The organism is Rhizobium sp. BK529, from assembly GCF_014194105.1.
Taxonomy (GTDB): domain Bacteria; phylum Pseudomonadota; class Alphaproteobacteria; order Rhizobiales; family Rhizobiaceae; genus Rhizobium.
On record NZ_JACIAU010000001.1, the window covers coordinates 3,209,638 to 3,234,388 of the forward strand.

Annotated in this window: 22 protein-coding genes; 14 read left to right on the forward strand and 8 right to left on the reverse strand. The window is 60.4% G+C overall.

The annotated features are described in order from the left end of the window. The 12 genes from FHX08_RS16115 to FHX08_RS16170 all read left to right on the forward strand — a co-directional run bounded on the left by FHX08_RS16115 (window position 1) and on the right by FHX08_RS16170 (window position 15,412). A complete protein-coding gene (locus tag FHX08_RS16115; RefSeq protein ID WP_132653009.1) occupies window positions 1-1,056 on the forward strand; it encodes a glycoside hydrolase family 5 protein in 1,056 nt (351 codons plus the stop codon). A 1-nt stretch (window position 1,057) separates the two neighbouring features. Beyond that, window positions 1,058-2,329 (forward strand): hypothetical protein, encoded by a 1,272-nt coding sequence (locus tag FHX08_RS16120; RefSeq protein WP_132653010.1) that lies wholly within the window; start codon window positions 1,058-1,060, stop codon window positions 2,327-2,329. Between the two features lie 54 nt (window positions 2,330-2,383). Beyond that, on the forward strand, window positions 2,384-3,400 hold the full coding sequence (locus FHX08_RS16125) for an acyltransferase family protein (protein WP_132653011.1): 1,017 nt from the start codon (window positions 2,384-2,386) through the stop codon (window positions 3,398-3,400). Between the two features lie 215 nt (window positions 3,401-3,615). Further along, window positions 3,616-4,500 (forward strand): formyltetrahydrofolate deformylase, encoded by an 885-nt coding sequence (gene purU, locus FHX08_RS16130; protein ID WP_132653012.1) that lies wholly within the window; start codon window positions 3,616-3,618, stop codon window positions 4,498-4,500. Between the two features lie 214 nt (window positions 4,501-4,714). Further along, on the forward strand, window positions 4,715-7,642 hold the full coding sequence (locus FHX08_RS16135) for an aminotransferase (protein ID WP_132653013.1): 2,928 nt from the start codon (window positions 4,715-4,717) through the stop codon (window positions 7,640-7,642). Window positions 7,643-8,162: 520 nt separating this feature from the next. Next, the gene (locus FHX08_RS16140; RefSeq protein ID WP_132653014.1) at window positions 8,163-8,357 is read left to right on the forward strand and encodes a hypothetical protein; all 195 of its coding nucleotides are present in this window, start codon (window positions 8,163-8,165) and stop codon (window positions 8,355-8,357) included. Window positions 8,358-8,498: 141 nt separating this feature from the next. Then, on the forward strand, window positions 8,499-9,494 hold the full coding sequence (locus FHX08_RS16145; RefSeq protein ID WP_132653015.1) for a P1 family peptidase: 996 nt from the start codon (window positions 8,499-8,501) through the stop codon (window positions 9,492-9,494). A gap of 44 nt (window positions 9,495-9,538) precedes the next feature. Beyond that, window positions 9,539-10,459: a LysR family transcriptional regulator gene (locus FHX08_RS16150; protein WP_132653016.1), complete on the forward strand. Its 921-nt coding sequence runs from the start codon at window positions 9,539-9,541 to the stop codon at window positions 10,457-10,459. Between the two features lie 149 nt (window positions 10,460-10,608). After that, on the forward strand, window positions 10,609-12,138 hold the full coding sequence (locus FHX08_RS16155; RefSeq protein WP_132653017.1) for an ABC transporter substrate-binding protein: 1,530 nt from the start codon (window positions 10,609-10,611) through the stop codon (window positions 12,136-12,138). A 42-nt stretch (window positions 12,139-12,180) separates the two neighbouring features. Next, window positions 12,181-13,128, forward strand: coding sequence for an ABC transporter permease (locus FHX08_RS16160; protein ID WP_132653018.1), 948 nt, complete (start codon window positions 12,181-12,183; stop codon window positions 13,126-13,128). Next, window positions 13,128-13,991: an ABC transporter permease gene (locus FHX08_RS16165; protein ID WP_184327311.1), complete on the forward strand. Its 864-nt coding sequence runs from the start codon at window positions 13,128-13,130 to the stop codon at window positions 13,989-13,991. Before FHX08_RS16160 ends, FHX08_RS16165 begins: the two co-directional genes overlap by 1 nt. A gap of 35 nt (window positions 13,992-14,026) precedes the next feature. Beyond that, window positions 14,027-15,412, forward strand: coding sequence for an amidase (locus FHX08_RS16170; RefSeq protein ID WP_132653020.1), 1,386 nt, complete (start codon window positions 14,027-14,029; stop codon window positions 15,410-15,412). 15 nt (window positions 15,413-15,427) lie between these two features. Here the strand turns inward: FHX08_RS16170 and FHX08_RS16175 are convergent, their stop codons facing one another. From FHX08_RS16175 to FHX08_RS16185, 3 genes are all read right to left on the reverse strand, one after another. Next, the gene (locus FHX08_RS16175; RefSeq protein WP_132653021.1) at window positions 15,428-16,282 is read right to left on the reverse strand and encodes an NlpC/P60 family protein; all 855 of its coding nucleotides are present in this window, start codon (window positions 16,280-16,282) and stop codon (window positions 15,428-15,430) included. Between the two features lie 24 nt (window positions 16,283-16,306). After that, window positions 16,307-16,657, reverse strand: coding sequence for a MarR family transcriptional regulator (locus FHX08_RS16180; RefSeq protein ID WP_132653022.1), 351 nt, complete (start codon window positions 16,655-16,657; stop codon window positions 16,307-16,309). A 134-nt stretch (window positions 16,658-16,791) separates the two neighbouring features. Continuing rightward, window positions 16,792-18,183 carry a M17 family metallopeptidase gene (locus FHX08_RS16185; RefSeq protein WP_132653023.1) on the reverse strand — a complete coding sequence of 464 codons (1,392 nt, stop codon included), beginning with the start codon at window positions 18,181-18,183 and terminating at the stop codon, window positions 16,792-16,794. Window positions 18,184-18,323: 140 nt separating this feature from the next. Between FHX08_RS16185 and FHX08_RS16190 the strand changes: the two genes are divergently transcribed. After that, window positions 18,324-19,154, forward strand: a complete 831-nt coding sequence (locus tag FHX08_RS16190; protein WP_132653024.1) for a tetratricopeptide repeat protein — start codon at window positions 18,324-18,326, stop codon at window positions 19,152-19,154. Between the two features lies 1 nt (window position 19,155). Here the strand turns inward: FHX08_RS16190 and FHX08_RS16195 are convergent, their stop codons facing one another. After that, entirely contained in the window at window positions 19,156-19,788 is a 633-nt protein-coding gene (locus FHX08_RS16195; protein ID WP_184327312.1) for a LysE family translocator, read from the reverse strand. On the opposite strand from FHX08_RS16195, the gene FHX08_RS16200 reads away from it, so the two are divergent. Then, a complete protein-coding gene (locus FHX08_RS16200; RefSeq protein ID WP_165911852.1) occupies window positions 19,733-19,885 on the forward strand; it encodes a hypothetical protein in 153 nt (50 codons plus the stop codon). The two genes, FHX08_RS16195 and FHX08_RS16200, sit on opposite strands and share 56 nt — an antisense overlap. 63 nt (window positions 19,886-19,948) lie before the next feature. Here FHX08_RS16200 and FHX08_RS16205 read toward each other — a convergent pair whose 3' ends face one another. Genes FHX08_RS16205 through FHX08_RS16220 form a run of 4 tightly spaced genes read right to left on the reverse strand, consistent with a single transcriptional unit; the run spans window position 19,949 to window position 24,741 of the window. Then, window positions 19,949-20,932 (reverse strand): type II secretion system F family protein, encoded by a 984-nt coding sequence (locus FHX08_RS16205; protein WP_184327313.1) that lies wholly within the window; start codon window positions 20,930-20,932, stop codon window positions 19,949-19,951. Window positions 20,933-20,946: 14 nt separating this feature from the next. Next, a complete protein-coding gene (locus FHX08_RS16210) occupies window positions 20,947-21,954 on the reverse strand; it encodes a type II secretion system F family protein (RefSeq protein ID WP_184327314.1) in 1,008 nt (335 codons plus the stop codon). Between the two features lies 1 nt (window position 21,955). Continuing rightward, entirely contained in the window at window positions 21,956-23,440 is a 1,485-nt protein-coding gene (locus FHX08_RS16215; protein ID WP_184327315.1) for a CpaF family protein, read from the reverse strand. 23 nt (window positions 23,441-23,463) lie between these two features. Beyond that, window positions 23,464-24,741 (reverse strand): CpaE family protein, encoded by a 1,278-nt coding sequence (locus tag FHX08_RS16220; protein WP_132653029.1) that lies wholly within the window; start codon window positions 24,739-24,741, stop codon window positions 23,464-23,466. Window positions 24,742-24,751: the final 10 nt, after the last annotated feature.

Consider the following 24,751-nt stretch of genomic DNA (forward strand, 5'->3'; position numbering starts at 1 on the left):
ATGAAACGGAAAAGACTGCTGCAAAGGCTGCTGCTTGCCGCCGTCACGGCCATTTCGTCCGCCGTCCATGCCGCCGACGGGCCACTCTGTTATTACGGCGTCAATCTCTCCGGCGCAGAATATGGCGAGCGCGGCGGCGTCTATGGCACGAATTACACCTACCCGAGTGAGGAAACGATCAGCTATTTCGCCCGGAAGGGCATGACGATCATCCGATTGCCCTTCCGTTGGGAGCGGCTGCAGCCGAGGCTTGGCACTAGGTTCGACGATGATGAACTGCAGCGCTTGAAGGATACGGTAGCGCTGGTCCGCAAGCACAAGATGAACGTACTGCTGGATCCGCACAATTTCGGCTATTACGACAAGGATCAGGTTGGTAAGCCACCCGCGACGAATGCAGCCTTTGCCGATTTCTGGGCTCGGCTTTCGCTAGAGTTTGCCAATCAGGACGGCGTGCTCTTCGGACTGATGAATGAGCCGCATGATATTCCCGCCAACGATTGGCTGAAAGCCGCCAATGCCGCGATCCGCGGCATTCGGGCTGTCGGCGCCCGCAATCTCATCCTGGTTCCGGGCACGGCCTGGAGCGGAGCGGCGAGCTGGGAACAGGATGTGATCGGCGGCGCGAACGGCACCGTCATGCTCGGCGTGCACGATCCGCTCAATTTCTACGCCTATGAATTTCATCAGTATCTCGATGCGGATTCCTCCGGCACGCACGATACATGCGAAGGCGCGAAGGCTGCGGCCGATGCCATCACCCGTGTGACCGCATGGCTGAAGAGAAACGGCAAGCGCGGTTTTCTCGGCGAATTCGGCGCATCCGCAAATGCGCATTGCCTCGACGGGCTGAAGACGATGCTGACGACCATGTCCGACAACAGCGATGCATGGATCGGCTTCTCCTATTGGGCGGCGGGGGAATGGTGGCCGGCCAACGAACCGTTCAATATACAGCCGCGTGATACCGACGAGCGCCCACAAATGCGTCTGCTCGAGCAGATGGTAGCCAAACATGCGCCCGTCTGCCTCGCGGTAAAACCTGTGGGGACATGACGTGGCAACAATCGGGGAGACCAGCGCGAGATTCGAATCGGCCGCAGATGCGGTCAGCCCGGCTTCGCGTCTCGATTACCCGATCCTGACTCTCGGGCTGCTCTCGGTTCTCTACAACGGCATCCTGGCCTTCATAAACCACAATGTCGTGCCGCTTTCGCTGACGCATGTGGCGGCCAGCGAAGGCCTGATCATGGCGAGCGCGATCATCTACATCCTGCACAAGGGCATCTACGAGGAGGACCTCCCAGCGTTCCTGTTCATGCTCTTCACGCTGATCGTGACGATCTATGTGAGCGTGCTCAACAAGATGGCCTTTATCGACCATTTCCGTAACGTGCTCATCATCTTCTGCTTCACCGGGCTTGGAAGCTGGTGCAACGAAAGAACGATGAAGCTGATCTTCCGGCTGGCCTGCTTCACGGTACTGCTCTTCCTGATCTTCGAAATCATCAGCGTACCCTTCTATGTCAGCATCGTGCATCCCTCCGACTATTTCGCCAATACGCGCGGGCTGTTCCCGCTCAGCTACAATAAGACCGGTCTGTTTCAGAATGCGCTCGGCTTCGAGGGCCGCTTCTCCTTCGGCTTGATCGACCATCGGTCTTCGTCGATCTTCCTGGAACAGGTGTCGCTTGCCAATTTTTGCGGCGTGATCGCTGTCTATCTTATTTCGCTGTGGAGCCGGATTTCCGTGCTGGATCGGGTGCTGGCGATCTCAACCGCCGTGCTGATCCTCACCACCAACGATACACGCACGATGCTCATCTTCTCCGGCTGCTGCATCATCGGCTATTTCATCTTTCCGAAAATCCCGAAAGTCTTCAATCTGGCGCTGATGCCGCTTATCGTTTGCGCCGGCTTCCTGGTTTACATGAAAGATCCTAATGCAGTCGGCGACAATTTCACCGGCCGCATCAATCTGACGATGAAGAAGCTGTTCGACCTCGATCCGCTTGCGGTCGTCGGGCTCTCCGTCGATCGCGTCGCAGAGTTCGCCGACAGCGGTTATGTCTATCTGATCTATGGTGCGACGATTTTTGGCGTCATCGCCTTCTGGCTTTTCGTCTGCCTCTTTCCGGCAGGGCGCACTCCGGCCCAATTGCGTTGCGCTCATTCACTTTCTCTTTTCATTTTTCTGAATATGATGATTGGCGGAACGGCGATTTTCTCCATGAAGATCGCCGGCCTTCTGTGGCTTATTATCGGGCACATGCGTTACTGCGACACGCCACGCGTCCGGCAGGGCCGTCCGGCAAATGTAGAGAGTTGACGAAGCGGCACGCCCGAGGCGGTTCCGCGAAAGCCCGTGGGAGCAAGGCGCCCGATGCTTGTCCAGCTGCAATACCTGCGCGCGTTTGCTGCGCTTATGGTCGTCTATTTCCATGCGATATTGCAGCTGCCGAAAATCAATCCCTCCATCGACGCGACCTCGTTCCTCTATGGCGAAACCGGCGTCGATATCTTCTTCGTGCTCAGCGGCTTCGTGATGTGGCTGACGACGAGTGGACGGGAAACGACACCAATCGACTTCGCCCGCAAGCGTATCCGCAGGATCGTACCGCTTTATTGGCTGGCAACGCTGTTTTCTGCAGTCGTTGCGCTCGTCGCGCCATCCGTTCTGAAGTCGACAATTTTCGACCTACCACATCTCCTCGCTTCGATGCTGTTCCTGCCGTGGGTCAACCCGGCCGATCCAACGACGATCACGCCGGTCGTTGTGCCCGGCTGGACGCTGAACTACGAGATGTTCTTCTATTTCGTCTTCGCGATGCTCCTGCCGATGCGTGAAGACTATCGCCTGCCTGCTCTGTTCGGCACCTTCGCGGCCATTCTCATTGTCTGCCATCTGCTGCCGGAAACGACGGCAACGACATTCTACGGCGAGCCGATCATTCTGGAATTTGCTGCCGGCACTTTTCTTGGCTGGCTCTATCTCCAGAAACTCCTGCTGCCGCAGCGCTGGGCCTGGCTTCTGCTTCTTGTCGGCTTCGCTTTTCTCTTCATCAACGAAAGTCTGGTACCGCCTGAAAACCGCTATTATGGCTGGGGCATACCGGCGATCTTCATCGTCTACAGCGCCATTTCCATCGACTTCTCGCGATTGCCTTTCGTCGGCGGGCTAAATTATCTCGGCGATGCTTCCTATGAGATCTACATCACCCACGCCTTCACGCTGGCACTCCTCAGAACAATCGCCAATCGCTTCCCCATCGGTGCACTTCAGCATCCTGTTATCTTCGTGATCCTCTGCCTCGTGCTCTCCTCCATCGTCGGGGCGATCATTCATGAAATCATCACGCCGCGCAAAAAAGTCCGGGTTGCCAGCCGGCCGACCGGTTGACGCCAAAAATACCGGAAGGCGAAGACGGAATTTCCGACGGCGCAGGCAGAACGGAATCCTGCACGGCCTGTCATAAGCTTGGCGCCATGAAAGCAAATGCCACAGGCATGAAAGTTCGGCTTGCAATTTATTGCAGAAATGAAAGCGTGCCGGCCTGTTCGTGGCCGCGGCTTTGATCTAAGCACTGCGCGGCGGCCGCAAGGAGGGCAGAGGACATGACGGACTATGTATTGACGGTAACCTGCAAGTCGACGCGCGGCGTCGTGGCGGCGATTTCGACCTATCTCGCCGAAAAGGGTTGCAACATCATCGACAGTTCGCAGTTCGACGACCTCGATACCGGCAAATTCTTCATGCGAGTGAGCTTCATCTCCGAAGAGGGCGCCACCCTTGCGGAGATTAAGGAAGGCTTCAAGCCGATCTACGAGAAATTCGGCATGGATGCGGAGGTGCACGACGGAAGCGAGCGCCTGAAGGTGCTCTTGATGGTCTCCCGATTCGGTCACTGTCTCAACGACCTGCTTTACCGCTGGAAGATCGGCGCGCTGCCGATCGATATTGTCGGCGTCGTGTCCAACCATTTCGACTACCAAAAGGTGGTCGTGAACCACGACATTCCCTTCCACCACATCAAGGTGACGAAGGAAAACAAGCCCCAGGCCGAAGCGCAGCTGATGGACCTAGTCGAGCAGACCGGTACGGAACTCGTCGTTCTCGCCCGCTACATGCAGGTACTGTCGGATGCCATGTGCCGGAAAATGTCGGGCCGCATCATCAACATCCACCATTCCTTCCTGCCGAGCTTCAAAGGCGCCAATCCCTACAAGCAGGCCTATGAACGCGGCGTGAAACTGATTGGTGCTACGGCCCACTACGTGACGGCCGATCTCGACGAAGGCCCGATCATCGAACAGGATACAGCGCGCATCACCCACGCGCAGAGCGCCGAGGACTATGTCTCGATCGGCCGCGATGTCGAAAGCCAGGTGCTGGCGCGTGCTATTCACGCCCATATTCACCGCCGTGTCTTCCTCAACGGCAATCGCACCATCGTCTTCCCCGCCAGCCCCGGGAGCTACGCCTCCGAACGCATGGGTTGAGGCGGACAACCCGTTTCCGCCAGATCCGCGGCTGGAGCGTCGTGCGTCCATTCGCACGCACGACGCTCTAAGTCTTTGAACCTACGCGTGAGGCTTTCCGAAAATCGGTTGCGATTTTCGGGCCGATGCCGTCGTGCAATCTTCCGTTGCTTGTCGGCAAGTGCCTGATTATCTGTTTTAATAGATAATCGAATCATGCCGCGGAGGGGGTGCCATGACCGAGGAAGCGCTTGTGGACCGCATGGCGCTGCCGCGCCCCGACATTACCACTTCCGAAGCCGCGGATATCCTGCTTTCACATTACGGGCTTTCCGGCACGTTGTCGGAGCTTGGCAGCCAGCAGGACCGCAACTACCGGCTCGATACCGACGACGGGCGTTATGTGCTGAAGATCTGCCATGCCGTCTACGAGGCCGAAGAACTCAAAGCGCAGAATGCGGCGATTCATCATTTACGCGCTAAGCCGGATGCGCCGCGTGTCCCAAATGTGATGACTTCCAGTGAGGGGCAGGAGATCGTTTCCGTCAGCGTACGGGAGCAGGATTATCAGGTCCGCTTGCTGGAATATCTCGAAGGCGAAGGCTTGACACATCGTGCCTATCTGGCGCCCGCCTCGGTCGCAGCGCTCGGCGCGCTCTGCGCGCGGCTGGCTCAGGCGCTTGCCGATTTTACGCATCCCGGACTCGACCGCAGCCTGCAATGGGACCTGCGCCGTGCGGGACCGGTGGCCGTGCAACTCCTTTCCTCCATTACCGACAGCGCCGCCCGCGACAGGATCGCCAAGACGATGGTCATGGCTGTGCGCCGGATCCAGCCGCTTGCGCCGTCGCTGCGGCTCCAGGCGGTTCATCACGATGTGACGGGCGACAATGTCGTCGGCCGGCCCGACGCGTATGGGCGGCCTCTGCCTGACGGAGTGATCGATTTCGGCGACATCATCCGCGGCTGGCTGGTCGGCGACCTTGCCGTGACCTGCGCCTCGCTGCTACATCAGGCAAACGGCGATCCCTTCTATATTCTGCCAGCGGTGAAGGCCTATCACGAGATCTATCCGCTGATCGAGGAAGAGCTGAAGGCGCTCTGGCCGCTCATCGTGGCGCGCGCCGTCATTCTCGTCGCCAGCAGCGAACAGCAGATCGCAATCGATCCGGATAACGCCTACGTCAGAGGCAATCTGGAGGGCGAAAGGCGGATCTTCGATACGGCGATATCCGTGCCGTTCGAATTGATGGAAGCGGCCATCCTGCAAACGGCCGGTCTCGATGTTGCCAGTGTCAAGATGGAAGACTGGCAGTCTCTCCTGCCGCAAGTTGATCCTGCATCCATCGCCTATGTCGATCTCGGCGTGCAGAGCCCGCATTTTTCTGATGGTAACTGGCTGGCGACCGACATGGATTGGCGGCTTCTCGCCCGCGCGGCAGCGGAAAAGGGAGCAGCAGCGACGCGCTACGGCGAATATCGCCTGTCTCGCACCGGCCTGCACCATGCAAAAGCCCAGGCGACCTATGCCCTGCATATGGATATTTGCCTTGCGGCGGGCAGTACCGTTGCCGCGCCCTTTGACGGCCGGATCACCTGGTACGACCAGCATTTGGTCCTCACCGGCACCGATGTAAAGCTGCATCTCGACGGTATCGAATTGTCCGTCGATGACGGCAGCGAAGTTGCTGCCGGTCAAGAACTCGGCACCGTCTCCGGCGAGATGTCGTCACTCGGCGGCTTGCGCCTGCAGCTTTGCAGCATCACTGGCTTCGAGCCGCCGCTCTTTGCGACACCGCGACAAGCCGCGGCGTGGTCCGCGCTCTGCCCGTCGCCTTCTGCGCTGCTCGGACCGGGCGCCGATGCGCCGAAACCTGAAACGGCAGCACTTCTCGAGCTGCGGCAGGCGCATTTCGCCAGTCCGCAGAAGAACTATTACGCGCACCCGCCGCAGATCGAGCGCGGCTGGAAGGAGCATCTCTTCGATGTCGAAGGGCGCGCCTATCTCGATATGGTCAACAATGTCACGATCCTCGGCCATGGCCATCCGCGCATGGCGGATGCGGTCAGGCAGCAGTGGCTGATGCTGAACACCAATTCACGCTTCCATTATGCCGCCGTCGCTGAGTTTTCCGAGAGCCTTGCATCGCTGGCGCCCGACGGCCTGGATGCGGTGTTCCTCGTCAACAGCGGCTCGGAAGCCAACGATCTGGCGCTGCGGCTTGCCCGGGCGCATAGCGGCCGACGCAACATGCTTTGCCTGCTGGAGGGCTATCACGGCTGGTCGGTGGCAAGCGACGCAGTCTCCACCTCGATCGCCGACAATCCGCAGGCTCTGACGACAAGGCCGGACTGGGTTCATTCGGTTATCTCTCCGAACACCTATCGTGGTCGGTTCCGCGGGCCGGAGTCGACTGCGGATTATCTCGGCGCCGTTATGCCGGTGCTGGAGGCCATCGATGCTAAGGGCGAAGGTCTGGCCGGCTTCATTGCGGAATCGGTCTATGGCAATGCCGGAGGCATTCCGCTGCCCGACGGCTATCTGACGGAGGTCTACCGGCAGGTGCGGGAACGCGGCGGCCTCTGCATTGCCGACGAGGTGCAGGTGGGCTATGGGCGGCTTGGCCATTATTTCTGGGGCTTCGAGCAGCAGGGCGTCGTGCCCGATATCATCACCATCGCCAAGGGCATGGGCAATGGCCACCCGCTCGGCGCCGTCATCACAACGAAAGAGATCGCCGCTTCGCTGGAGAAGGAAGGCTATTTCTTCTCGTCGGCCGGCGGCAGCCCGGTCAGTTGCGTTGCCGGCATGACTGTTCTCGACGTGATGGCCGAGGAGCGCTTGCAGGAGAACGCCCGCATGACAGGCGACCATTTGAAGGCGCGGCTGGCGGCACTCATCGACAGCTACCCGATCGTCGGCGCCGTGCACGGCATGGGTCTCTATCTCGGCCTCGAATTCGTGCGCGACAGAGTGACGCTGGAGCCGGCAACCGAAGAGACGGCGGCAATCTGCGACCGGCTCTTAGAACTCGGGGTCGTCATGCAGCCGACGGGCGATCACCTGAATGTGCTGAAGATCAAGCCACCGCTCTGCCTGACGGAACAGAGCGCCGATTTCTTCGTCGACATGCTGGAAAAGGTGCTGCGGGAAGGATGGTAGGCAGCGGTTTTTGCCGTTAGCGGATTTGAGTCTTTTCGGGACATTTCGATTTTTGACGAAACACCCATTGCCGGAATCAGATCGACTTCCTATGTCTGCCTCGATGATGACGAGAGCTCTCGCACCGTCACATGGATTGCACGAAGGCGTGATAGAATTCTTTCTGTAGATCGAAATGTGATGGAATGAAATTTTTCGGATCGTCGATATTTTGACATGTTTCGGAATATGTTTCTTATAGACGACCAGCTATTCTCTAGTAAGATTGTAGATTATAGAAATGGTCTTTCACCGGCCCGGGCTTTTCCGGGACCTCGCAAGTGCAACGCCAACGCAAGGAACGAGACATGATTGATTTCGCAATTCTCGCCGTACTGCCGGGGCGATCTGTGCTTGGCAATGACCGTCCGGGCGCCCTCTCCCGCCCGAACTGTCGAATGTGACCTTCGTCCCCCTTTCAACGGTACCAGACAAGTCAATTCGCCATAGCCAGCGCACCCGCGCGGCAGGAGTTCTATGCATGAAGAAAGAAGTTATCGAATATGCAGGCGTTCCCGTTGGGATCGTCGTTCCGGATGAAGATCGGCTGAAGTTTATCGCCGTCAAATTCCATGTCCATGATCTCGACGAGCAGCATTTCAGCTCACCCGCCGAGGTGAAGCTGGCCATTCACGATCTGATGACCCGTCGCGACCCGAAGCCCCTCCATGCCTGACGCGGAACGCGGCTTTGATACGACACGAGGATTTTCGACCGGCCCGGCAAGACGGGCCGGTCTTGTTTTTGCCCGTCTTGTCTTTTAACGGCATTTGACTTCCAATCGGCGCGCCTCCCTTTTCATGACAGGAATCCGCGCTTGTCCGATCTTCTCAATCTCCTCACCGATATCGACGGCGTTGCGGTCGGCCATGCGACCGATCCATCGCTCGGCTCCGGCGTCACGGCCATCGTCTTCGATGACCCGGCCATCGCGTCCGGCATCGTGCTCGGCGGCGCGCCGGGCGGACGCGATACCGCATTGCTTGATCCCTCCATGGTGGTCGATGCTGTCGACGCCTTCGTGCTGTCGGGCGGTTCGGCCTTCGGCCTCGATGCTGCAGGCGGCGTACAGGCGGGACTGCGGGAGATGGGGCGCGGATTCCAGGTCGGCCCTATACGGATTCCGATCGTACCGCAGGCGATCCTGATGGATCTGTTGAACGGCGGCGACAAGGATTGGGGCGTGCATTCGCCTTATCGCGAGATGGGATATGAAGCCGCCAAGGCGGCCAGCAAGGGGGGCTTCGCTCTCGGCACCGTCGGCGCCGGCACGGGCGCCACGACTGCGACCTTCAAGGGTGGACTCGGTTCGGCAAGCGCCATCAGTAGCGCTGGGTACCGCATCGCGGCCATCGTCGCCGTCAATGCCGTCGGTTCGGTGACAATCGGTGAAGGCCCGCATTTCTGGGCAGCCCCTTTCGAACAGGATGGAGAATTCGGCGGGTACGGCATGCCCGGAGAGATCGATTACCAGCTACGACTCAAGAGTGTGAAGACAACAGCCACGACGATCGGCGCTGTTGTCACCGACGCATCGCTCGTCAAGGCAGAGGCACACCGGCTTTCCATCGCCGCCCATGATGGGTTGGCACGCGCGGTGCTGCCCGCTCACCTGCCGCTTGACGGCGATACGATTTTTGCAGCTTCCACCGGCAAACGGAAGCGCGACGATATGGCAAGCCTGATGGAATTGTGCCATCTGGCCGGGATCGTCATGGCGCGGGCCATCGCACGTGGCGTCTATGAGGCGACGGCGCTTCCGGTGCCAGGCGCACAGATGGCGTGGCGCGACCGCTATGCGGTCGGGCGCTGATTACCTAGACTATCGTGAATTGCCTGACGGCGGAGAACGGGTGAATGCAGATTCGGGCGCTGATGTATTTCGACGAGCTGGTGCGAACCAACTCCATGCGCCAGGCGGCCGAAAACCTGAATGTCGCACCAACAGCGATCAGCCGGCAGATCGAGAATCTCGAATACCATTTCGGCGCGCCCCTCGTGGAACGCAGCGCCCGCGGCGTAAAGCTGACGGCTGCCGGCGAGCTCCTGGCGGCACGCGCCGGCCGTACGCTGCGCGAGCTCGACCATGTGCAGCAGCTGATCGAGGACCTGAAGGGCCTGCAACGCGGCCGAGTCAACATCTATGCGAACGGTGCGACCGTTGCCAATCTGCTTGCACCGGCGCTCGCCGAATTCAGCCTGAAATATCCGAAGCTGCGCTTTGCCGTGACGATTACCAGCGCACGAGCGGCCATCGATGCCGTCAACAGCGCCGAAGCCGATATTGCGGTGACCCTGTTTGCGCCACCGATGTCCGGCACCAAAGTGCGGCTGCGCTCGGAAATCGCCTATGATCTCATCACCTCGCCACGCCATCCGGCAGCGGCGCTTCCGGAGATTTCGCTTGGGGAACTGGCCGACTTTGCCCTGGCCCTGCCCGATCAATCCTTTGGTTTTCGCCAGGCCTTTGACGCGCTCTTCGAGAAGGAAGGGTTAAGCCTCGATCCGGTTTTCGTCACGAGTTCGCTGGAGATGCTCAAGGAACTGGTGTTGAGCGGCGCGGCAGTGACACTGCTGCCGGCGCTGACCGTCCGCCGCGAGATCGAGGCTGGACAGCTCTCGGCCATTCCCCTTGCCGGCAAGACCGGTATCCGCACGCATGTCGATCTCTGCGTGGCGCCCGATCGCCAGCTTTCCTTTGCCGCAGCGAAGCTTCTCGATTTCATCGAACGGTTCATGCGCGAGCGGTCGAACAGCAAGGCCGACACCAAAGAGTAGAATTCACGGACTTGCATTGGGGCAAAAATTGGTGTGTAGCCATTTCGGCTACACCGAGCACACAAAATCGTCATTGTGTGTGCACTGGCGTGGTGTCAATTTAACGTAAAAGGGTCCCGCCAGGCAGCGGAACCGGACAGGGGAACAGGATGATCAAGGTTTCGCTCGCGCCAACGGTGCGTCTTGCGCGGCATCTTTCCATGGGCGCGGCTCTTTCTGCAGGCATCATGATGCTGGCGCTGACACCCGCTGCAGCCGCCAAGACCACTCTCAATCTCGGCATGAGCGTCGAGCCAACCGGCCTCGACCCCACGATCGCCGCTCCCGTGGCCATCGGCCAGGTCACCTGGCAGAACGTCTTCGAAGGCCTGGTCAGGATCGACGAGGCCGGCAAGGTGCAGCCGCAGCTCGCAAAGAGTTGGGAGATTTCTCCAGATGGATTGACCTATACGTTCAAACTGCAGGGCGGTGTGAAATTCCATGACGGCGAGGCCTTTGATTCCTCTGCCGCCAAATTTGCCCTCGACCGCGCCCGCGGCAAGGATTCCGTCAACCCGCAGAAGCGCTTCTTCGCATCGATCGCATCGATCGACACGCCGGATGCCGAAACACTGGTGCTGCATCTTTCCAGCCCGACCGGAAGCCTGATCTATTGGCTTGGCTGGCCGGCTTCGGTCATGGTAGGACCGGCGTCTGCCGCAGACGACAAGACGACGCCGGTCGGTACCGGACCGTTCAAATTCTCCACCTGGGCCAAGGGCGATCATGTGGAACTGGTGAAGAATGCCGACTACTGGAACAAGGATGGCGCGGCAAAGCTCGACAAGGTCACCTTCCGCTTCATCAACGATCCGCAGGCACAGGCCGCCGCACTGAAATCCGGCGATCTCGATGCCTTTCCGGAATTTGCTGCACCGGAGCTGATGAGCTCCTTCGATGGCGATGCTCGTCTGGCAACCAGGATCGGCAACACCGAACTCAAAGTCGTGGCCGGCATGAACAATGCGCGCAAGCCCTTCGACGACAAGCGTGTGCGCCAGGCCCTGATGATGGCGATCGACCGCCAGACGGTGATCGACGGCGCCTGGTCCGGCCTCGGCACCGCGATCGGCAGCCATTACACGCCGAACGATCCCGGCTATCAGGACATGACCGGCGTCCTGCCCTACAATGTCGAGAAGGCGAAGGCGCTGCTTGCCGAGGCCGGCTATCCCAACGGTTTCACTTTCACGATCAAATCGCCCCAGATGGCCTATGCACCGCGCAGCGCGCAGGTGATGCAGGCCATGTTTGCGGAAATCGGCGTGACTGTTAACATTGAGCCCACGGAATTTCCGGCGAAATGGGTCAAGGATATCATGACCAGCCGCGATTACGACATGACGATCGTCGCCCATGCGGAACCGATGGACATCGACATCTATTCGCGCGATCCCTATTATTTCAACTATAAGAACCCCGCCTTCAACGACCTGATGAAGAAGGCGCAGGAAACCGCCGATCCGGCCGAACAGGCAAAGATCTATGGCGAAGCGCAGAAGATTCTCGCCGAGGACGTGCCGGCGCTCTACCTCTTTGTCATGCCCAAACTCGGCGTCTGGGACAAGAAGCTGAAGGGACTGTGGGAGAACGAGCCAATTCCCTCCAACGTCCTCAGCAACGTTTCCTGGGAAGAGTAGATATCGGATGCAGGCGACGGCTGACAGGGTGATGAACACGAAATGATCGCACTGCTTTCCCGCCGCCTCGCCGGCCTTGTCATTACTCTTCTCGTCGTATCGCTTGTCATTTTCGCCGTTATGGACCTGCTGCCCGGCGATCCCGCCTCGATCATGCTCGGCACGTCAGCCAGTCCCGAAACACTGGCGGCGCTGCGCCATGAGCTTGGCCTCGACCAGCCGCTTCTGTTTCGTTACGGCCAATGGCTTGCCGGCGTCTTCTCCGGCAATCTCGGGCAATCCTATACCTATGGAGTCCCCGTTGCGGGGCTGATCGTCGAGCGGCTGGCGGTGACGCTGCCGCTCGCTCTGATCGCCATCGTGCTTTCGGTGCTGATTGCGCTGCCGCTCGGCGTGCTGGCAGCAGCGCGGCGCAGCGGGATCATCGATGCGATCGCCACGGTCTTCTCGCAGATCAGCATCGCCGTGCCGGCCTTCTGGGTGGCGCTACTGCTGATCATGCTGTTTTCCACCACACTCGGACTGATGCCGGCAGGCGGATTCCCGGGGTGGGGCGCAGGGCTCTTGCCAGCACTGCAGGCGCTGCTGATGCCGGCTGTGGCGTTGGCGTTGCCGCAGGCCGGCGTTCTCACACGTGTGGCGCGGTCGGCGGTGCTCGACACCATGCACGAGGATTTCGCGCGCACCGCCGTCGCCAAAGGGTTGTCGCGCAACACGGTGCTCTGGCGGCATATCGTGCCGAACGCGCTGGTGCCGATCCTGACCATCCTCGGGCTGCAGTTCACCTTCCTCGTTGCCGGTGCCGTGCTGGTCGAAAACATCTTTAACCTGCCGGGTCTCGGACGGCTTGCATTCCAGGCGCTCTCGCAGCGCGACATTATCGTCATGCAGGATGTCGTACTGTTCTTCGCTTCACTGGTCATCGTCATGAATTTCATCGTCGACCTCTCCTATCTCGCGATCGATCCGCGCATGCGAAAGGCGGCGTGATGGCACCTATCGTCTCTTCCGCCATCATATCGCACCGCCGAAGCTTCAGGCTTAGCCGGCGAATGAACCTGATCAGCGGGACTATCGTCATTGGTTTTCTGGCAGCGGTTGCTCTGCTTTCGCTTTTCTGGACGCCATTGCCGCCGGCAAAGATGCAGATCATTCACAAGCTGCAGCCGCCGCTTGCGTTCGGCCTGCTCGGCACGGACCAATTCGGCCGCGATGTGCTCTCCATGCTGATGGCCGGATGCTGGAATTCTCTGTCGATCGCCATCAGCGCTGTCGCCATCGGCGGGATGCTCGGCTCGGTTGCCGGCATCTCCGCGGCTGTCATCCGTGGCCCTTACGAGGCGCTCCTGATGCGCGCCTGCGATGTGGTGTTTGCGCTGCCGCCAATCCTCTCGGCCATGATCCTCGGCGCATTTCTGGGATCGGGGCGCTTTACCGCAATCACAGCAATCGCAGTCTTCATGGTGCCCGTCTTTGCGCGCGTGACGCTCGCCACGTCTTTACAGGCCTGGAGCCGCGATTACGTTCTGGCGGCGCAGGCGCTCGGCAACAGCCGTTTTGGGATTTCGGTGCGGCATGTGCTGCCGAACATCCTGAGCCAGATCATCGTGCATGCAGCGATCCAGCTCGGTCTTGCGATCCTCACCGAAGCCGGCCTCTCCTTCCTCGGTCTCGGCATGGCGCCGCCGGCGCCGACTTGGGGACGAATGCTGGCGGATGCACAGACATTCCTGTCCCTCGCGCCATGGCTGGCGATCCTGCCCGGCCTTGCGATCGCGCTGACCGTCTTCGGCTTCAACATGCTGGGCGACGGGTTGCGTGACCTTTTAGATCCGCGCGAATCAAGCCGGTGATGTCCTCCCAAGGCAAATGTGCGAAAGATCAGCCTATGACCGAAACCGATTTCACCATCCCAGAACTCCGACGACGCTTCGCTGACAAAAGCCTCTCCCCGCTCGACTACTGGCTCGCCCTGGAAAAGCACATCGAGGCCTGGGAGCCATCGATCGCGGCCCTCTATCTCTACGACCCTGAGTCGGCGCGCGCGCAGGCGAATGCCTCGTCCGCGCGCTGGATGAAGGGCGAGACGCTTGGGCCGCTGGACGGTATCCCGGTCACGCTGAAGGAGCTGATCGCCACGAAGGGTCAGCCGGTGCCGCTCGGCACGAAGGCCGTCGAGCTGACGCCTGCGGACGCGGATGCGCCGGCAGCAGCACGGCTGCGCGAGGATGGCGCGATCATGTTTGCCAAGACGACCTGCCCCGATTACGGCATGCTTTCGTCCGGCCTTTCTAGCTTTCATCATCTCAGCCGCAATCCCTGGGACATCACGAAAAACCCCGGCGGTTCGAGTGCCGGAGCTGCGGCCGCTGCGGCGGCCGGCTACGGCCCGCTGCACATCGGCACCGATATCGGGGGCTCCGTACGCCTGCCGGCCGGCTGGACGGGCGTCTTCGGCTTCAAGCCAAGCCATGGGCGAATTCCGGTCGATCCCTATTATGTCGGACGCTGCGCCGGGCCGATGACCCGCACCGTGGAAGATGCCGCCTGGTCGATGGCGACGCTTTCGCGCCCCGACTGGCGCGACGGCACCAGCCTGCCGCCGAATGATTTCGACTGGATGGATCTCGACATCGATCTCGGCGGCATGCGGATTGGGCTGATGCTCGATGCCGGTTGCGGTCTTGCGGTCGATGAGGATGTGAGGATAGCCGTCGAAGAGGCTGCAAAGCTCTTCGAGAAAGCGGGCGCGACGATCGTTCCAGTTGCGCCCGTGCTGACGCGCGCCATGCTGGATGGGCTCGACAATTTCTGGCGCTCGCGTTTCTGGGGAGATATTGCCGGGCTCAGCGAGGAACGCCGGCAAGAGATCCTGCCCTATATTTACGAATGGGCGAGGGGTGGAGCCGATATCAGCGGCGTGGATGCCGTCAAGGGCTTCAACCAGACGATCGAGATGCGCAAGGCCTGCGGCCGGCTTTTCACCGAAGTCGATGCGGTGCTGTCACCGACCAACCCGATTGTTTCCTATCCGGCCGAATGGGCCTCGCCAACCAACGATCCGAAGCTGCCCTTCGAACATATCGCCTTCACGGTGCCGTGGAACATGTCGGAGCAGCCGGCTTCATCCATCAATTGCGGCTTCTCGAAGGGCATGCCGATCGGTTTGCAGATCGTCGGGCCGCGCTTCGACGATATGCGCGTACTGAGGCTCTCAAAGGCTTACGAGGATTGGACGGGCGGCGTGAAGGACTGGCCCAAGCCGCCAACCTGACGCTGTCAGGTGGCGTTAGAAGGGGCGACGATAGCCTGTCGGCTGCTCGTAGAGCCAGCCGATGCGCTCGACGGCAGCCTCGAAATTTTCGCGCGCGACTGTCATCGTATGACCGTTGGCATGAATGATGGTCTTCGGATCTTCGAAAACGGCAACGTGCCCCTTCCAGAAGACCAGATCGCCGCGGCGCAGGTCCGAACGGTCGATCGGCTCGCCAAGGCCTTCCGCCTGCATGTCGGTATCACGCGGCGCGTTTCTGCCGGTCATGAGCAGCGCAAGCTGGATGAGACCGGAGCAGTCGATGCCAAGGCCCGAGCGGCCGCCCCAGAGATAGGGCGTTTCCAGAAAATGAGAGGCGATATCGACATAATCGTGGCCGTCCAGCGCCCCAAGCGGCTGGAGGTGTTTCGCGAAGATCGCGGTACCGTCGCCGAGCACGAGATAGTGATTGCCCCGCGCCTCTACCTCACCGGTTATATGGACGCGGCTGCCCATGGAAAGCACCGCCTTGTAGGGCTTGCGAAGCTCCGGCTCCGGATAGAGGAAGGTGCGCTGCGGAACGACGATATGGGTCGGAGCGGGCGTTGCTTCCGCGATCGCTTGTTCGGGCAGGTAGCCGACATAGCCGTCGGATGCGGCCTTGACCCAGCACCAGCCGTCAGCGCGATCGAAGACCGTCACCTCCTCGCCGAAGAGCAGTTCCGTATCGATGCCGCGGGCAAGGACCGGCTGCGCGCGCAAGGCAATGACCGGGACGCAGACGCGGGCCGGCGTGCCGCTCACAAAGCGCATCGCCTCCACCTTGCCTTCTAGGCCGGCTTCCGCGAGATCCGGGCGGTAGGCATGGAGGCGGCGGTCGAGCATCGTCATGAGATTCCTTTCAATCGAGGCCTTTCAGACCGGAAGCTTGCGGCCCTGCTCGCGCACGAGGTCGCCAAGCTTTTCGAGATAGAGCGCGCCGCTGACGGTGCGCTTGATGATAACGTTTCGCCTGTCGGAATCGTCGCGAACGCGGTCGACGAGGCCCATTTGACCCATCGTATCCAGTGCGCGAGTGATGACCGGTTTCGTCACGTTGAGGGTCGCAGCCAGCCCGCGCACGGTATGCGGCGGCGGCACCAGATAGATATGCAGCAGGATCGCCATCTGGCGCAACGTCAAATCTCTGTTGTCGTGACGGACCAGATTGAGCGCCACCCCGTGCCAGAGGCCAAGCGCCTGCGAGGCAGTCAGTTCGATCGGCACGGCCCCTCCGGAAAGTCGTTACGCTGGCGTTTCATTTTCCGGTAGTTACAGTGCACAAGCAAGAGGCGGCACAGAATGCCGCCCCGCAAGGTGAATAAAATTTTAACGATTGCCTCAGCAAAGGCCTTGGCGGCTCAGCGGATGCTGTTGCGGATGTGATGATAGAGGGCGCGGATCGCTTGCGCCTCGCCGCCTCCCGGCGAATGGGCTCGCTCGTTCGGCGCCCAACCGAAAATGTCGAAATGGACCCAGCTTTTTGCCTTATTGACGAAGCGTTTCAGGAAGAGTGCTGCGGTGATCGCGCCCGCCATGCTGCCTGCCGGAGCATTGGTGATATCGGCGAACTTGGCGCGGATATCCTTCTCGTAGCCGGCGTAAAGCGGCAGGCGCCAAAGCGGATCGTCCGTCTCCAGGCTTGCCTCCATCAGATCGTGCGCGAGGTTCGCATCATCGGTGAAGAAGGGCGGCAGATCGGGGCCAAGGGCGACGCGGGCGGCGCCTGTCAGGGTCGCCATGTCGATAAGCAAATCCGGTTCTTCCTCGTCCGCATATGCAAGCGCATCGGCGAGAATCAGGCGGCCTTCGGCATCGGTATTGTCGATCTGGACTGTCAGGCCCTTGCGGCTCTTGTATATGTCACCGGGGCGGAAGGCATTCGACGAGATGGAATTCTCGACGACGGGGATGATGACGCGAAGATCGACCTTCAGCTTGGCGTCCATGATCATGAGCGCGAGGCCCATGACGTTTGCGGCACCGCCCATATCCTTCTTCATCAGCAGCATGGAGGATGCGGGCTTGATGTCGAGACCGCCGGTATCGAAGCAGACGCCCTTGCCGACCAGCGTTACCTTGCGATGGCCCTTCTTGCCCCAGCGCAGCTCCAAGAGACGCGGCGCGTCGGCGCTGGCGCGGCCAACGGTGTGGACCAGCGGGAAGTTTTCCTTGAGCAGGTCGTCACCAATGATGACCGACATCTCGGCCTTATAATGGGTGGCAAGGCTTCGGAAGGCGGCTTCAAGTTGCTCCGGACCCATGTCGTTGGTCGGCGTGTTGATGAGGTCGCGGGCGAGGAAGACGCCGGCAAGCTGGCGCTTGATCTCGTTGGCGTCGGCGTCGCGCGGGATCATCAGCGTCGCGGTCGGAGATTTTTCGGACTTGTAACGATCGAATCGATAGCTGCCGAGGCCGAAGCCGAGCGACAGGCGGTTTGCCGTCAACGGAGCGGTCTCGATGTGCCAGTCACCGGCCGGAAGCGCGCGGGCGAGCTTGCCGGTGATGTAGGGCTGCTCCGATGGATTCGTGCCGAGACCGAAAAGCGCGCCGCCGAGATGGCCGTCAGCTGTCGGGATCAGAAGCAGCGAGGCGCTTTCCGCCTTGTAGCCGGCTTTGCGAGCCCAATCGAGAGCGATCGGATCGATGGTGCCGGTTTCGATATGGGCGGGTGTGACAGCGAAGATCGGCAGCGTCGATCCACCCTTGGTGTTGAAAGGAGTCGATCTCTCGATGAACTGGAAGGGAGCCATGATTGTCCTTGGAGGCGGGGGGCGGAATCAATTCTTAACTGTCTGTTAGGGTTAACAGACTATTGCTGGAGCGAAGATTGCGTCAAACCTTTCCCTGTTCCGCTTTGAGGTCAGGCGCCGATTTCATTCAGGATCGCGCAATGCCCGTCTCGTCTTTCACTCCTCTCAAGAAGCGTATTTCGCAGGGAACCGCGGCTGCCCTCGTCATGCTGGCGCTTGCCGGCTGCTCGACGACGGCGAAGGACCGGATGACCACGGGCTCGATACCGAAGCTCGACAAGCCGGTAGAGCAGATGGACGCCAACGAATTGAGGGCTGCAACGGACCGCGTCGGCCAGGCCTATGGGAAAAACCCGCGCGATCCCGTCAACGGCGTCAATTACGCCAATCTGCTGCGCATGAATGGGCGCGATGCGCAGGCGCTTGCCGTCATGCAGCAGGTCGCCATCGCCAATCCTCAAGATCGCAACGTGCTTGCAGCCTATGGCAAGGCGCAGGCAGCTGCAGGACAGCTCCAGCAGGCGCTGGACACGATCGGTAGGGCGCAGACGCCAGACCGTCCCGACTGGCGGCTGATCTCGGCGGAAGGCGCGATTCTCGACCAGATGGGCCGGCCGAACGATGCGCGCCAGCGGTACCGCGATGCGCTCGACATCCAGCCGAACGAACCGTCGATCCTTTCCAATCTCGGCATGTCCTATCTCCTCACGGGGGATTTGCGCACGGCGGAAACCTACCTTCGTTCGGCGGCAGGCCAGCCTTCCGCCGACAGCCGCGTGCGCCAGAACCTCGCCCTCGTCGTTGGGCTGCAGGGCCGTTTTGCGGAGGCCGAGCAGATTGCGCGGCGCGAGCTTTCGCCGCAGCAAGCCGATGCCAACGTCGCCTATCTGCGCGGTATGCTTTCCCAGCAGAATTCCTGGCAGAAGCTTGCTGCGAAGGACGCGGCGTCGCCCGCCAGCAATACCAACTGACCTATTTGCTGCTCAATCCGGACAGGATGAGACGAAGGCCGAGGCCAGCCATGACCGCGCCCGCGGCCCTGTCAATCCAGGCTTTGGCGGCAAGATAGGCTCTGCGCGGCTGCTGGGCCGAAAAGGCGAGCGCTACGATCGCATACCATCCCGCTTCAACCAGGAAGACTCCGACGGGCAGCGCCAGCAAAAGCTCCACAGGCACGGTCTTCGGCAGCAGTGCCGCGAAGATACTGGCGTAGACGACGATTGCCTTGGGATTGCTCAGCTGCGTCAGCATTGCTGCCGTAAAACTGCGCGCCGGCATGCTCTTACCGGCGACATCGCCCGACAGCGCGAGCGGTTCGCTCGCACCCTTCCAGATCGCGAATGCTATGTAGATCAGATAGGCGCCACCGGCGATCTTCAGCACGATATAGAGCCACTCGAATTGGGACAGCAGCGCCGTCAGGCCGGCAAGAGCGAGCACGGCGAAGGTCACGCCACCAACACCCATACCGAGCGCCGCGGCAAGCCCATCAATGCGGGATCGGGAAATGGCGATGCGTGAGACGACCACAAAACTCGGACCGGGGCTCATGGCACCGATCATCAAGGCTGAAATGATGCTGATAAAAATTCCGAGAGAAGACATGGCTGACCTACGTTTTCATGCAATTCCGGACGCAAAATCGCTAAACACTTTTGCTGGCATTGTTCAGGCGATCGCGGATTGCCCTGGCAAGTCGTGAAAATTCGCACCTCGCCAGTCATGCAGGGTGCAAGCTAGCCGGATTCCGTTATAGCGGCAAGCGTCAGAACCGGTCGGCAACCTGGATGCCGGCGGGGCCAAGGATGACGGCGATCAGGACCGGCAGGAAGAAGAGGATCATCGGCACGGTCAGCTTTGGCGGCAGGGCGGCAGCCTTCTTTTCCGCTTCGTTCATGCGCTCGTCGCGACCCTCCTGCGCCAGCACACGCAGCGCCGTCGCAATCGGCGTGCCGTAGCGGTCTGCCTGAATGAGCGCCTGGGTGACCGATCGGACGAGATCGATCTGGGTGCGGGTCGCGAGATTCTCAAGCGCCACGCGCCGATCCGGCAGGAAGGACAGCTCAGCGGTCGTCAGCACCATTTCTTCGGCGAGCGGCGGCGACTGTTCGCCGAGTTCTTCGGAAACACGGCGCATGGCCGCTTCGATCGAAATGCCCGATTCGACGCAAATCAGCATCATGTCCAGCGCGTCCGGCCAGGCGCGCTTGATGGACTGCTGACGCTTGGTCATACGGTTGGAGATATAAATGTTCGGGGCATAGAAGCCGATATAGGCGATACCGATGACGATAAAGAGCCGTATTGGCAAACCCTTGTCGACAAGGTTGCCGAGGCCGAACATCCAGAAAGCGGCAACAGCAAGGAAGAGAAATGGCAGAAGAAAGCGTGCAACAAGGAAGGTGTTCAACGCATTTTCCGAGCGAAACCCGGCTGCACGCAGCTTGTTCATCGTGTTGTCGTCGACGAGCGCCTTGCGTAGGTTGAAACGCTCGACGATCTGGCGGACAGGCCGGTTGTTCTGGCTTCTGAGCGTGGCTTTGGCGCCGGCATCGGTGTTCAGACGAGCGCGTTCGCGGGCACGGATCTGCTCGCGCTCCGTGGAGACTGCCTTCATGCGCTTGTTGAGATCGCCGCGCTCGAAAAAGGGAACCGCAAGCGTGTAGAAGGTGGCAAAGACGGCGATGGCGACCAGCACGGCCACGATGTTGGCGGGATCGGTCAAGCTTGCGGCGAGTTCCTGCGACATGCTGCTTTCTCCCGCTAGATATCGAAGTTGATCATGTTGCGCATCACGAAGATGCCGATCGACATCCAGACGGCCGAAAAGCCCAGAATGAAGTGGCCGCGCGGATCGGTGAACAGGACCATCATGTACTGCGGCGAGGTCAGATAGACGAGCAGGGCGACGATGAATGGAAGGGCGCCAATGATCACGGCAGATGCCTTGGCTTCCATGGACAGTGCCTGGACTTTGGCCTTCATTTTCTTGCGGTCGCGCAGCACCTTGGAAAGATTGCCGATCGCCTCCGACAAGTTGCCACCGGCCTGTGACTGGATGGCGATGACGATAGCGAAGAAATTGACTTCCTGCAGCGGCATCTGATTGGTCATGCGGGCACAGGCTTCGGGCACACTGAGACCGACCTGCTGCGATTCGACGATACGGCGAAATTCGCTCTTGACGGGCTCAACCCCTTCGGTCGCGACGAGACGGATCGCGTCGTTCAGCGGGAGGCCGGAGCGGATGGAGCGGACGACGACGTCGAGCGCATTCGGAAATTCGTCGAGGAACTTGTTCTGGCGGCGTGAGACCAGGAAGCCAAGCACCCAGCGCGGCAGGCCAAGCCCTGCGGCCACGGGAATACCAAGCATGATCGGCGTTGATGCACCGGCGAGGAAAAGCACGACCAGCAGCACAAACGCGAAGAGCGCGCTGAACAGATAGAAGCGGGCCGGCGTGATCGGCAGTCCCGCCTGCACCAGGCGGGATTTGAGCGATAGCGTTTTCTTGGTCTTTTCGTGCTGTCGCTTTTCAAGATCCTTCAGGCTGTCCTGCACCGATTTGCGGCGCTTCGACAATTCCTGCACGCGGTCGCGAGCGGCCTTGACCTTGGTGCGATCAACTTCGGCCGATTTGACGCGATTGATGCGGGTTGCCGATTTCTTGTCGCTCTCGATCCGCGAGAACAATACGGCATAGCTCACCGCGGCGGCCGCAACAGCTGCAAGAACGATGATTGCCAACACTGTCGGATCGATGCCGAACATCTCAATCCTTCGATTTCGATTCCATCTCGTCGAGCGCAGCGGCGAGGCGTTTTTCTTCGTTATAATAGCGGGCGCGATCCCAGAAATGCGGCTTGCCAATACCAGTCGACATGTGACGGCCAATCAGGCGTCCGCTCGCGTCCTCGCCCTCGATTTCGTAGCGCATCAAGTCCTGAGTGATGATGACGTCACCTTCCATGCCGACCACCTCGGTGATCTGGGTAATGCGACGCGAACCGTCGCGCAGGCGCTGTGCCTGGATGATGACGTCAATCGAGGAGGAGATGATCTCGCGCACGGTCTTTGCCGGCAAGGTGAAGCCACCCATGGCGATCATCGATTCCATGCGGCTCAGGCATTCGCGCGGGTTGTTGGCATGGATGGTGCCCATGGAACCGTCGTGGCCGGTGTTCATAGCCTGCAGGAGGTCGAAGACTTCCGGTCCGCGCACTTCGCCGACGATGATGCGTTCGGGACGCATACGCAGGCAGTTCTTGACCAGGTCGCGCATGGTAATCTCGCCCTCGCCTTCAATATTGGGCGGTCGGGTTTCGAGACGCACGACATGCGGCTGCTGAAGCTGCAATTCGGCGGTATCCTCGCAGGTGATGACGCGCTCGTCGCGGTCGATATAGTTCGTCAGGCAGTTCAGGAGCGTCGTTTTACCCGAACCCGTACCGCCCGAGATGATGACGTTGCAGCGGACGCGGCCGATGATCTGCAGAACGGTCGCGCCTTCGGGTGTAATGGCGCCGAAGCGCACCAGCTGATCGAGCGTCAGCTTGTCCTTCTTGAATTTGCGGATGGTGAGTGCCGGGCCATCGATGGCGAGCGGCGGCGCGATGACGTTGACACGCGAGCCGTCGGGAAGGCGCGCGTCGCAGATCGGGCTCGATTCATCGACGCGGCGGCCGACCTGGCTGACAATGCGCTGGCAGATCGACAGAAGCTGCGAATTGTCCCGGAAGCGGATTTCGGATTCGATCGTCTTGCCGCCGACTTCGATGAAGGTCTGGCCTGCGCCGTTGACCATGATATCGGCGATGTCGTCACGCGCCAGCAGCGGCTCGAGCGGACCATAACCCAGGACGTCGTTGCAGATATCCTCGAGCAGCTCTTCCTGCTCGGAGATCGACATCGCGAAATTCTTGATGGTGATGATATCGTTGACGATATCGCGGATTTCCTCTCGCGCGCTTTCGCCATCCAGCTTGGAAAGCTGCGAGAGGTCGATCGTATCGATCAGCGCGGAAAAGACCTGTGCCTTGGTGTCGTAATATTCGTCGGTGCGGGCCGGGCGCCTGCGCTGCGGCGTCTGCATCGGCGGAGGCGCCACCTGCTGGCGAACGGGTTCACGGGACGGCTCGACCAGCACCGAAGGGCCGGATGACGCTACCGAAGCGGCAACCGGCATCGGCGGCGGGGGAGCGGCGATGCCGCCGACACCGGCCTTTCCGAAACCATCATTTCCGCGTTTTCCGAACATGGACCCGATCCAATTCTGCTCGTTCACTTGCGCTTCAGAAGGCCGAGCAGGCCGCCCTTGCGGGATTTCTTCACTGCCACGCGACCCGTCACGATGTGCGAGATCTGCGAAAAGGTCTCCGATGTGGGCGACTTCGGATCGACCTCCGAGATCATCCGGCCGCTATTGGCGGCGTTTCCGAAGAGGCCGATATCGAAGGGGATGATGGCAATCGGCTCGACTTCCAGCGGCTCGCAGAAATCGGAAATCGAGATTTCCGGCCGTTTCGGCATGCCAACCTGATTGAGAATGAGGTGCGGTAGCTTGTCATTCGGGCGTATCTTGCGAAGCGCATCGAGCATGTTTTTGGTGTTGCGCAGGTTGGCGAGATCGGGAACCGCGCAGATCACCACTTCGTCTGCGTTCGACAGTACCGAGCGGGTCCAGTCCGACCAGGCATGTGGAACGTCGAGCACCGAGACCGGCGCGCTGCGCTGCAAGACATCCATGACAGGCTGGAAGGCCTGACCGTCGAAATCATAGGCGCGATCAAGAAGCGAGGGGGCGGCCAGCAGCGAAAGGTGATCTGAGCATTTCGTCAGCAGGCGATCGAGGAAAACCTCGTCGAGCCGTTCCGGTGCGAAGACGGCCTCGGCAATGCCCTGGGCCGGATCCTGATCGAAATCGATGTTCGCCGTGCCATAGGGCAGGTCGAGATCGGCCAAAATCGTTTCGGTCGAGAAGAGGTTCGAGATGCCGAAGGCGCAATTATGAGCGATGGTCGACGCGCCGACGCCACCCTTGGCACCGATAAAGGCAATGCTGCGGCCGAGCGGCTCGGCTTCCGGATCGACGAAAATCGCCGCCATCGCGCCCATGATGTCGGGCATGGCGAGGGGCTGAACGAGATATTCGGAAATGCCGTTGCGGATCAGATCGCGATAGAGGCCGATATCGTTGTAATAGCCGACGATGATGACCTTGGTCGAGGGATCGCAGACGGCAGCGAGCGGGGCGAGCTCGGCAAGCAGGTTGGCCGGGTTCGCCCTGGTTTCCAAGATGATCAGGTTCGGTGTCGGTGCGTTCGAGAACATGTTTGCGGCAGCAGCCGTGCCGCCGCTGGTGATGCGCATCGTGACTTTCGACAGGCGCCGATCACTGGCGCAGCGCTCCATGACCCGTTGCAATCCTTCGCTTTCGCAGAAGGCGTGAACGGAGATGCGCGGCAGCGGCCGCATGTTTTCCAATTCGCCCATACGCACTGCCTCCTCGGCCTGCCGGAGCTCGCTGGTGTTCTTGATCTCGTATTCGACGGTGCTCATCGTTTCATTC

Excerpts from the sequence above, each read along its gene's own strand:
- FHX08_RS16115 (WP_132653009.1), top strand. The coding sequence starts at position 1 with ATGAAACGGAAAAGACTGCTGCAAAGGCTGCTGCTTGCCGCCGTCACG.
- FHX08_RS16125 (WP_132653011.1), top strand. The coding sequence starts at position 2,384 with ATGCTTGTCCAGCTGCAATACCTGCGCGCGTTTGCTGCGCTTATGGTC.
- purU (WP_132653012.1), top strand. The coding sequence starts at position 3,616 with ATGACGGACTATGTATTGACGGTAACCTGCAAGTCGACGCGCGGCGTC.
- FHX08_RS16135 (WP_132653013.1), top strand. The coding sequence starts at position 4,715 with ATGACCGAGGAAGCGCTTGTGGACCGCATGGCGCTGCCGCGCCCCGAC.
- FHX08_RS16140 (WP_132653014.1), top strand. The coding sequence starts at position 8,163 with ATGAAGAAAGAAGTTATCGAATATGCAGGCGTTCCCGTTGGGATCGTC.
- FHX08_RS16150 (WP_132653016.1), top strand. The coding sequence starts at position 9,539 with ATGCAGATTCGGGCGCTGATGTATTTCGACGAGCTGGTGCGAACCAAC.
- FHX08_RS16155 (WP_132653017.1), top strand. The coding sequence starts at position 10,609 with ATGATCAAGGTTTCGCTCGCGCCAACGGTGCGTCTTGCGCGGCATCTT.
- FHX08_RS16160 (WP_132653018.1), top strand. The coding sequence starts at position 12,181 with ATGATCGCACTGCTTTCCCGCCGCCTCGCCGGCCTTGTCATTACTCTT.
- FHX08_RS16165 (WP_184327311.1), top strand. The coding sequence starts at position 13,128 with ATGGCACCTATCGTCTCTTCCGCCATCATATCGCACCGCCGAAGCTTC.
- FHX08_RS16170 (WP_132653020.1), top strand. The coding sequence starts at position 14,027 with ATGACCGAAACCGATTTCACCATCCCAGAACTCCGACGACGCTTCGCT.
- FHX08_RS16175 (WP_132653021.1), bottom strand. The coding sequence starts at position 16,282 with ATGACGATGCTCGACCGCCGCCTCCATGCCTACCGCCCGGATCTCGCG.
- FHX08_RS16185 (WP_132653023.1), bottom strand. The coding sequence starts at position 18,183 with ATGGCTCCCTTCCAGTTCATCGAGAGATCGACTCCTTTCAACACCAAG.
- FHX08_RS16190 (WP_132653024.1), top strand. The coding sequence starts at position 18,324 with ATGCCCGTCTCGTCTTTCACTCCTCTCAAGAAGCGTATTTCGCAGGGA.
- FHX08_RS16200 (WP_165911852.1), top strand. The coding sequence starts at position 19,733 with ATGGCACCGATCATCAAGGCTGAAATGATGCTGATAAAAATTCCGAGA.
- FHX08_RS16195 (WP_184327312.1), bottom strand. The coding sequence starts at position 19,788 with ATGTCTTCTCTCGGAATTTTTATCAGCATCATTTCAGCCTTGATGATC.
- FHX08_RS16205 (WP_184327313.1), bottom strand. The coding sequence starts at position 20,932 with ATGTCGCAGGAACTCGCCGCAAGCTTGACCGATCCCGCCAACATCGTG.
- FHX08_RS16210 (WP_184327314.1), bottom strand. The coding sequence starts at position 21,954 with ATGTTCGGCATCGATCCGACAGTGTTGGCAATCATCGTTCTTGCAGCT.
- FHX08_RS16215 (WP_184327315.1), bottom strand. The coding sequence starts at position 23,440 with ATGTTCGGAAAACGCGGAAATGATGGTTTCGGAAAGGCCGGTGTCGGC.
- FHX08_RS16220 (WP_132653029.1), bottom strand. The coding sequence starts at position 24,741 with ATGAGCACCGTCGAATACGAGATCAAGAACACCAGCGAGCTCCGGCAG.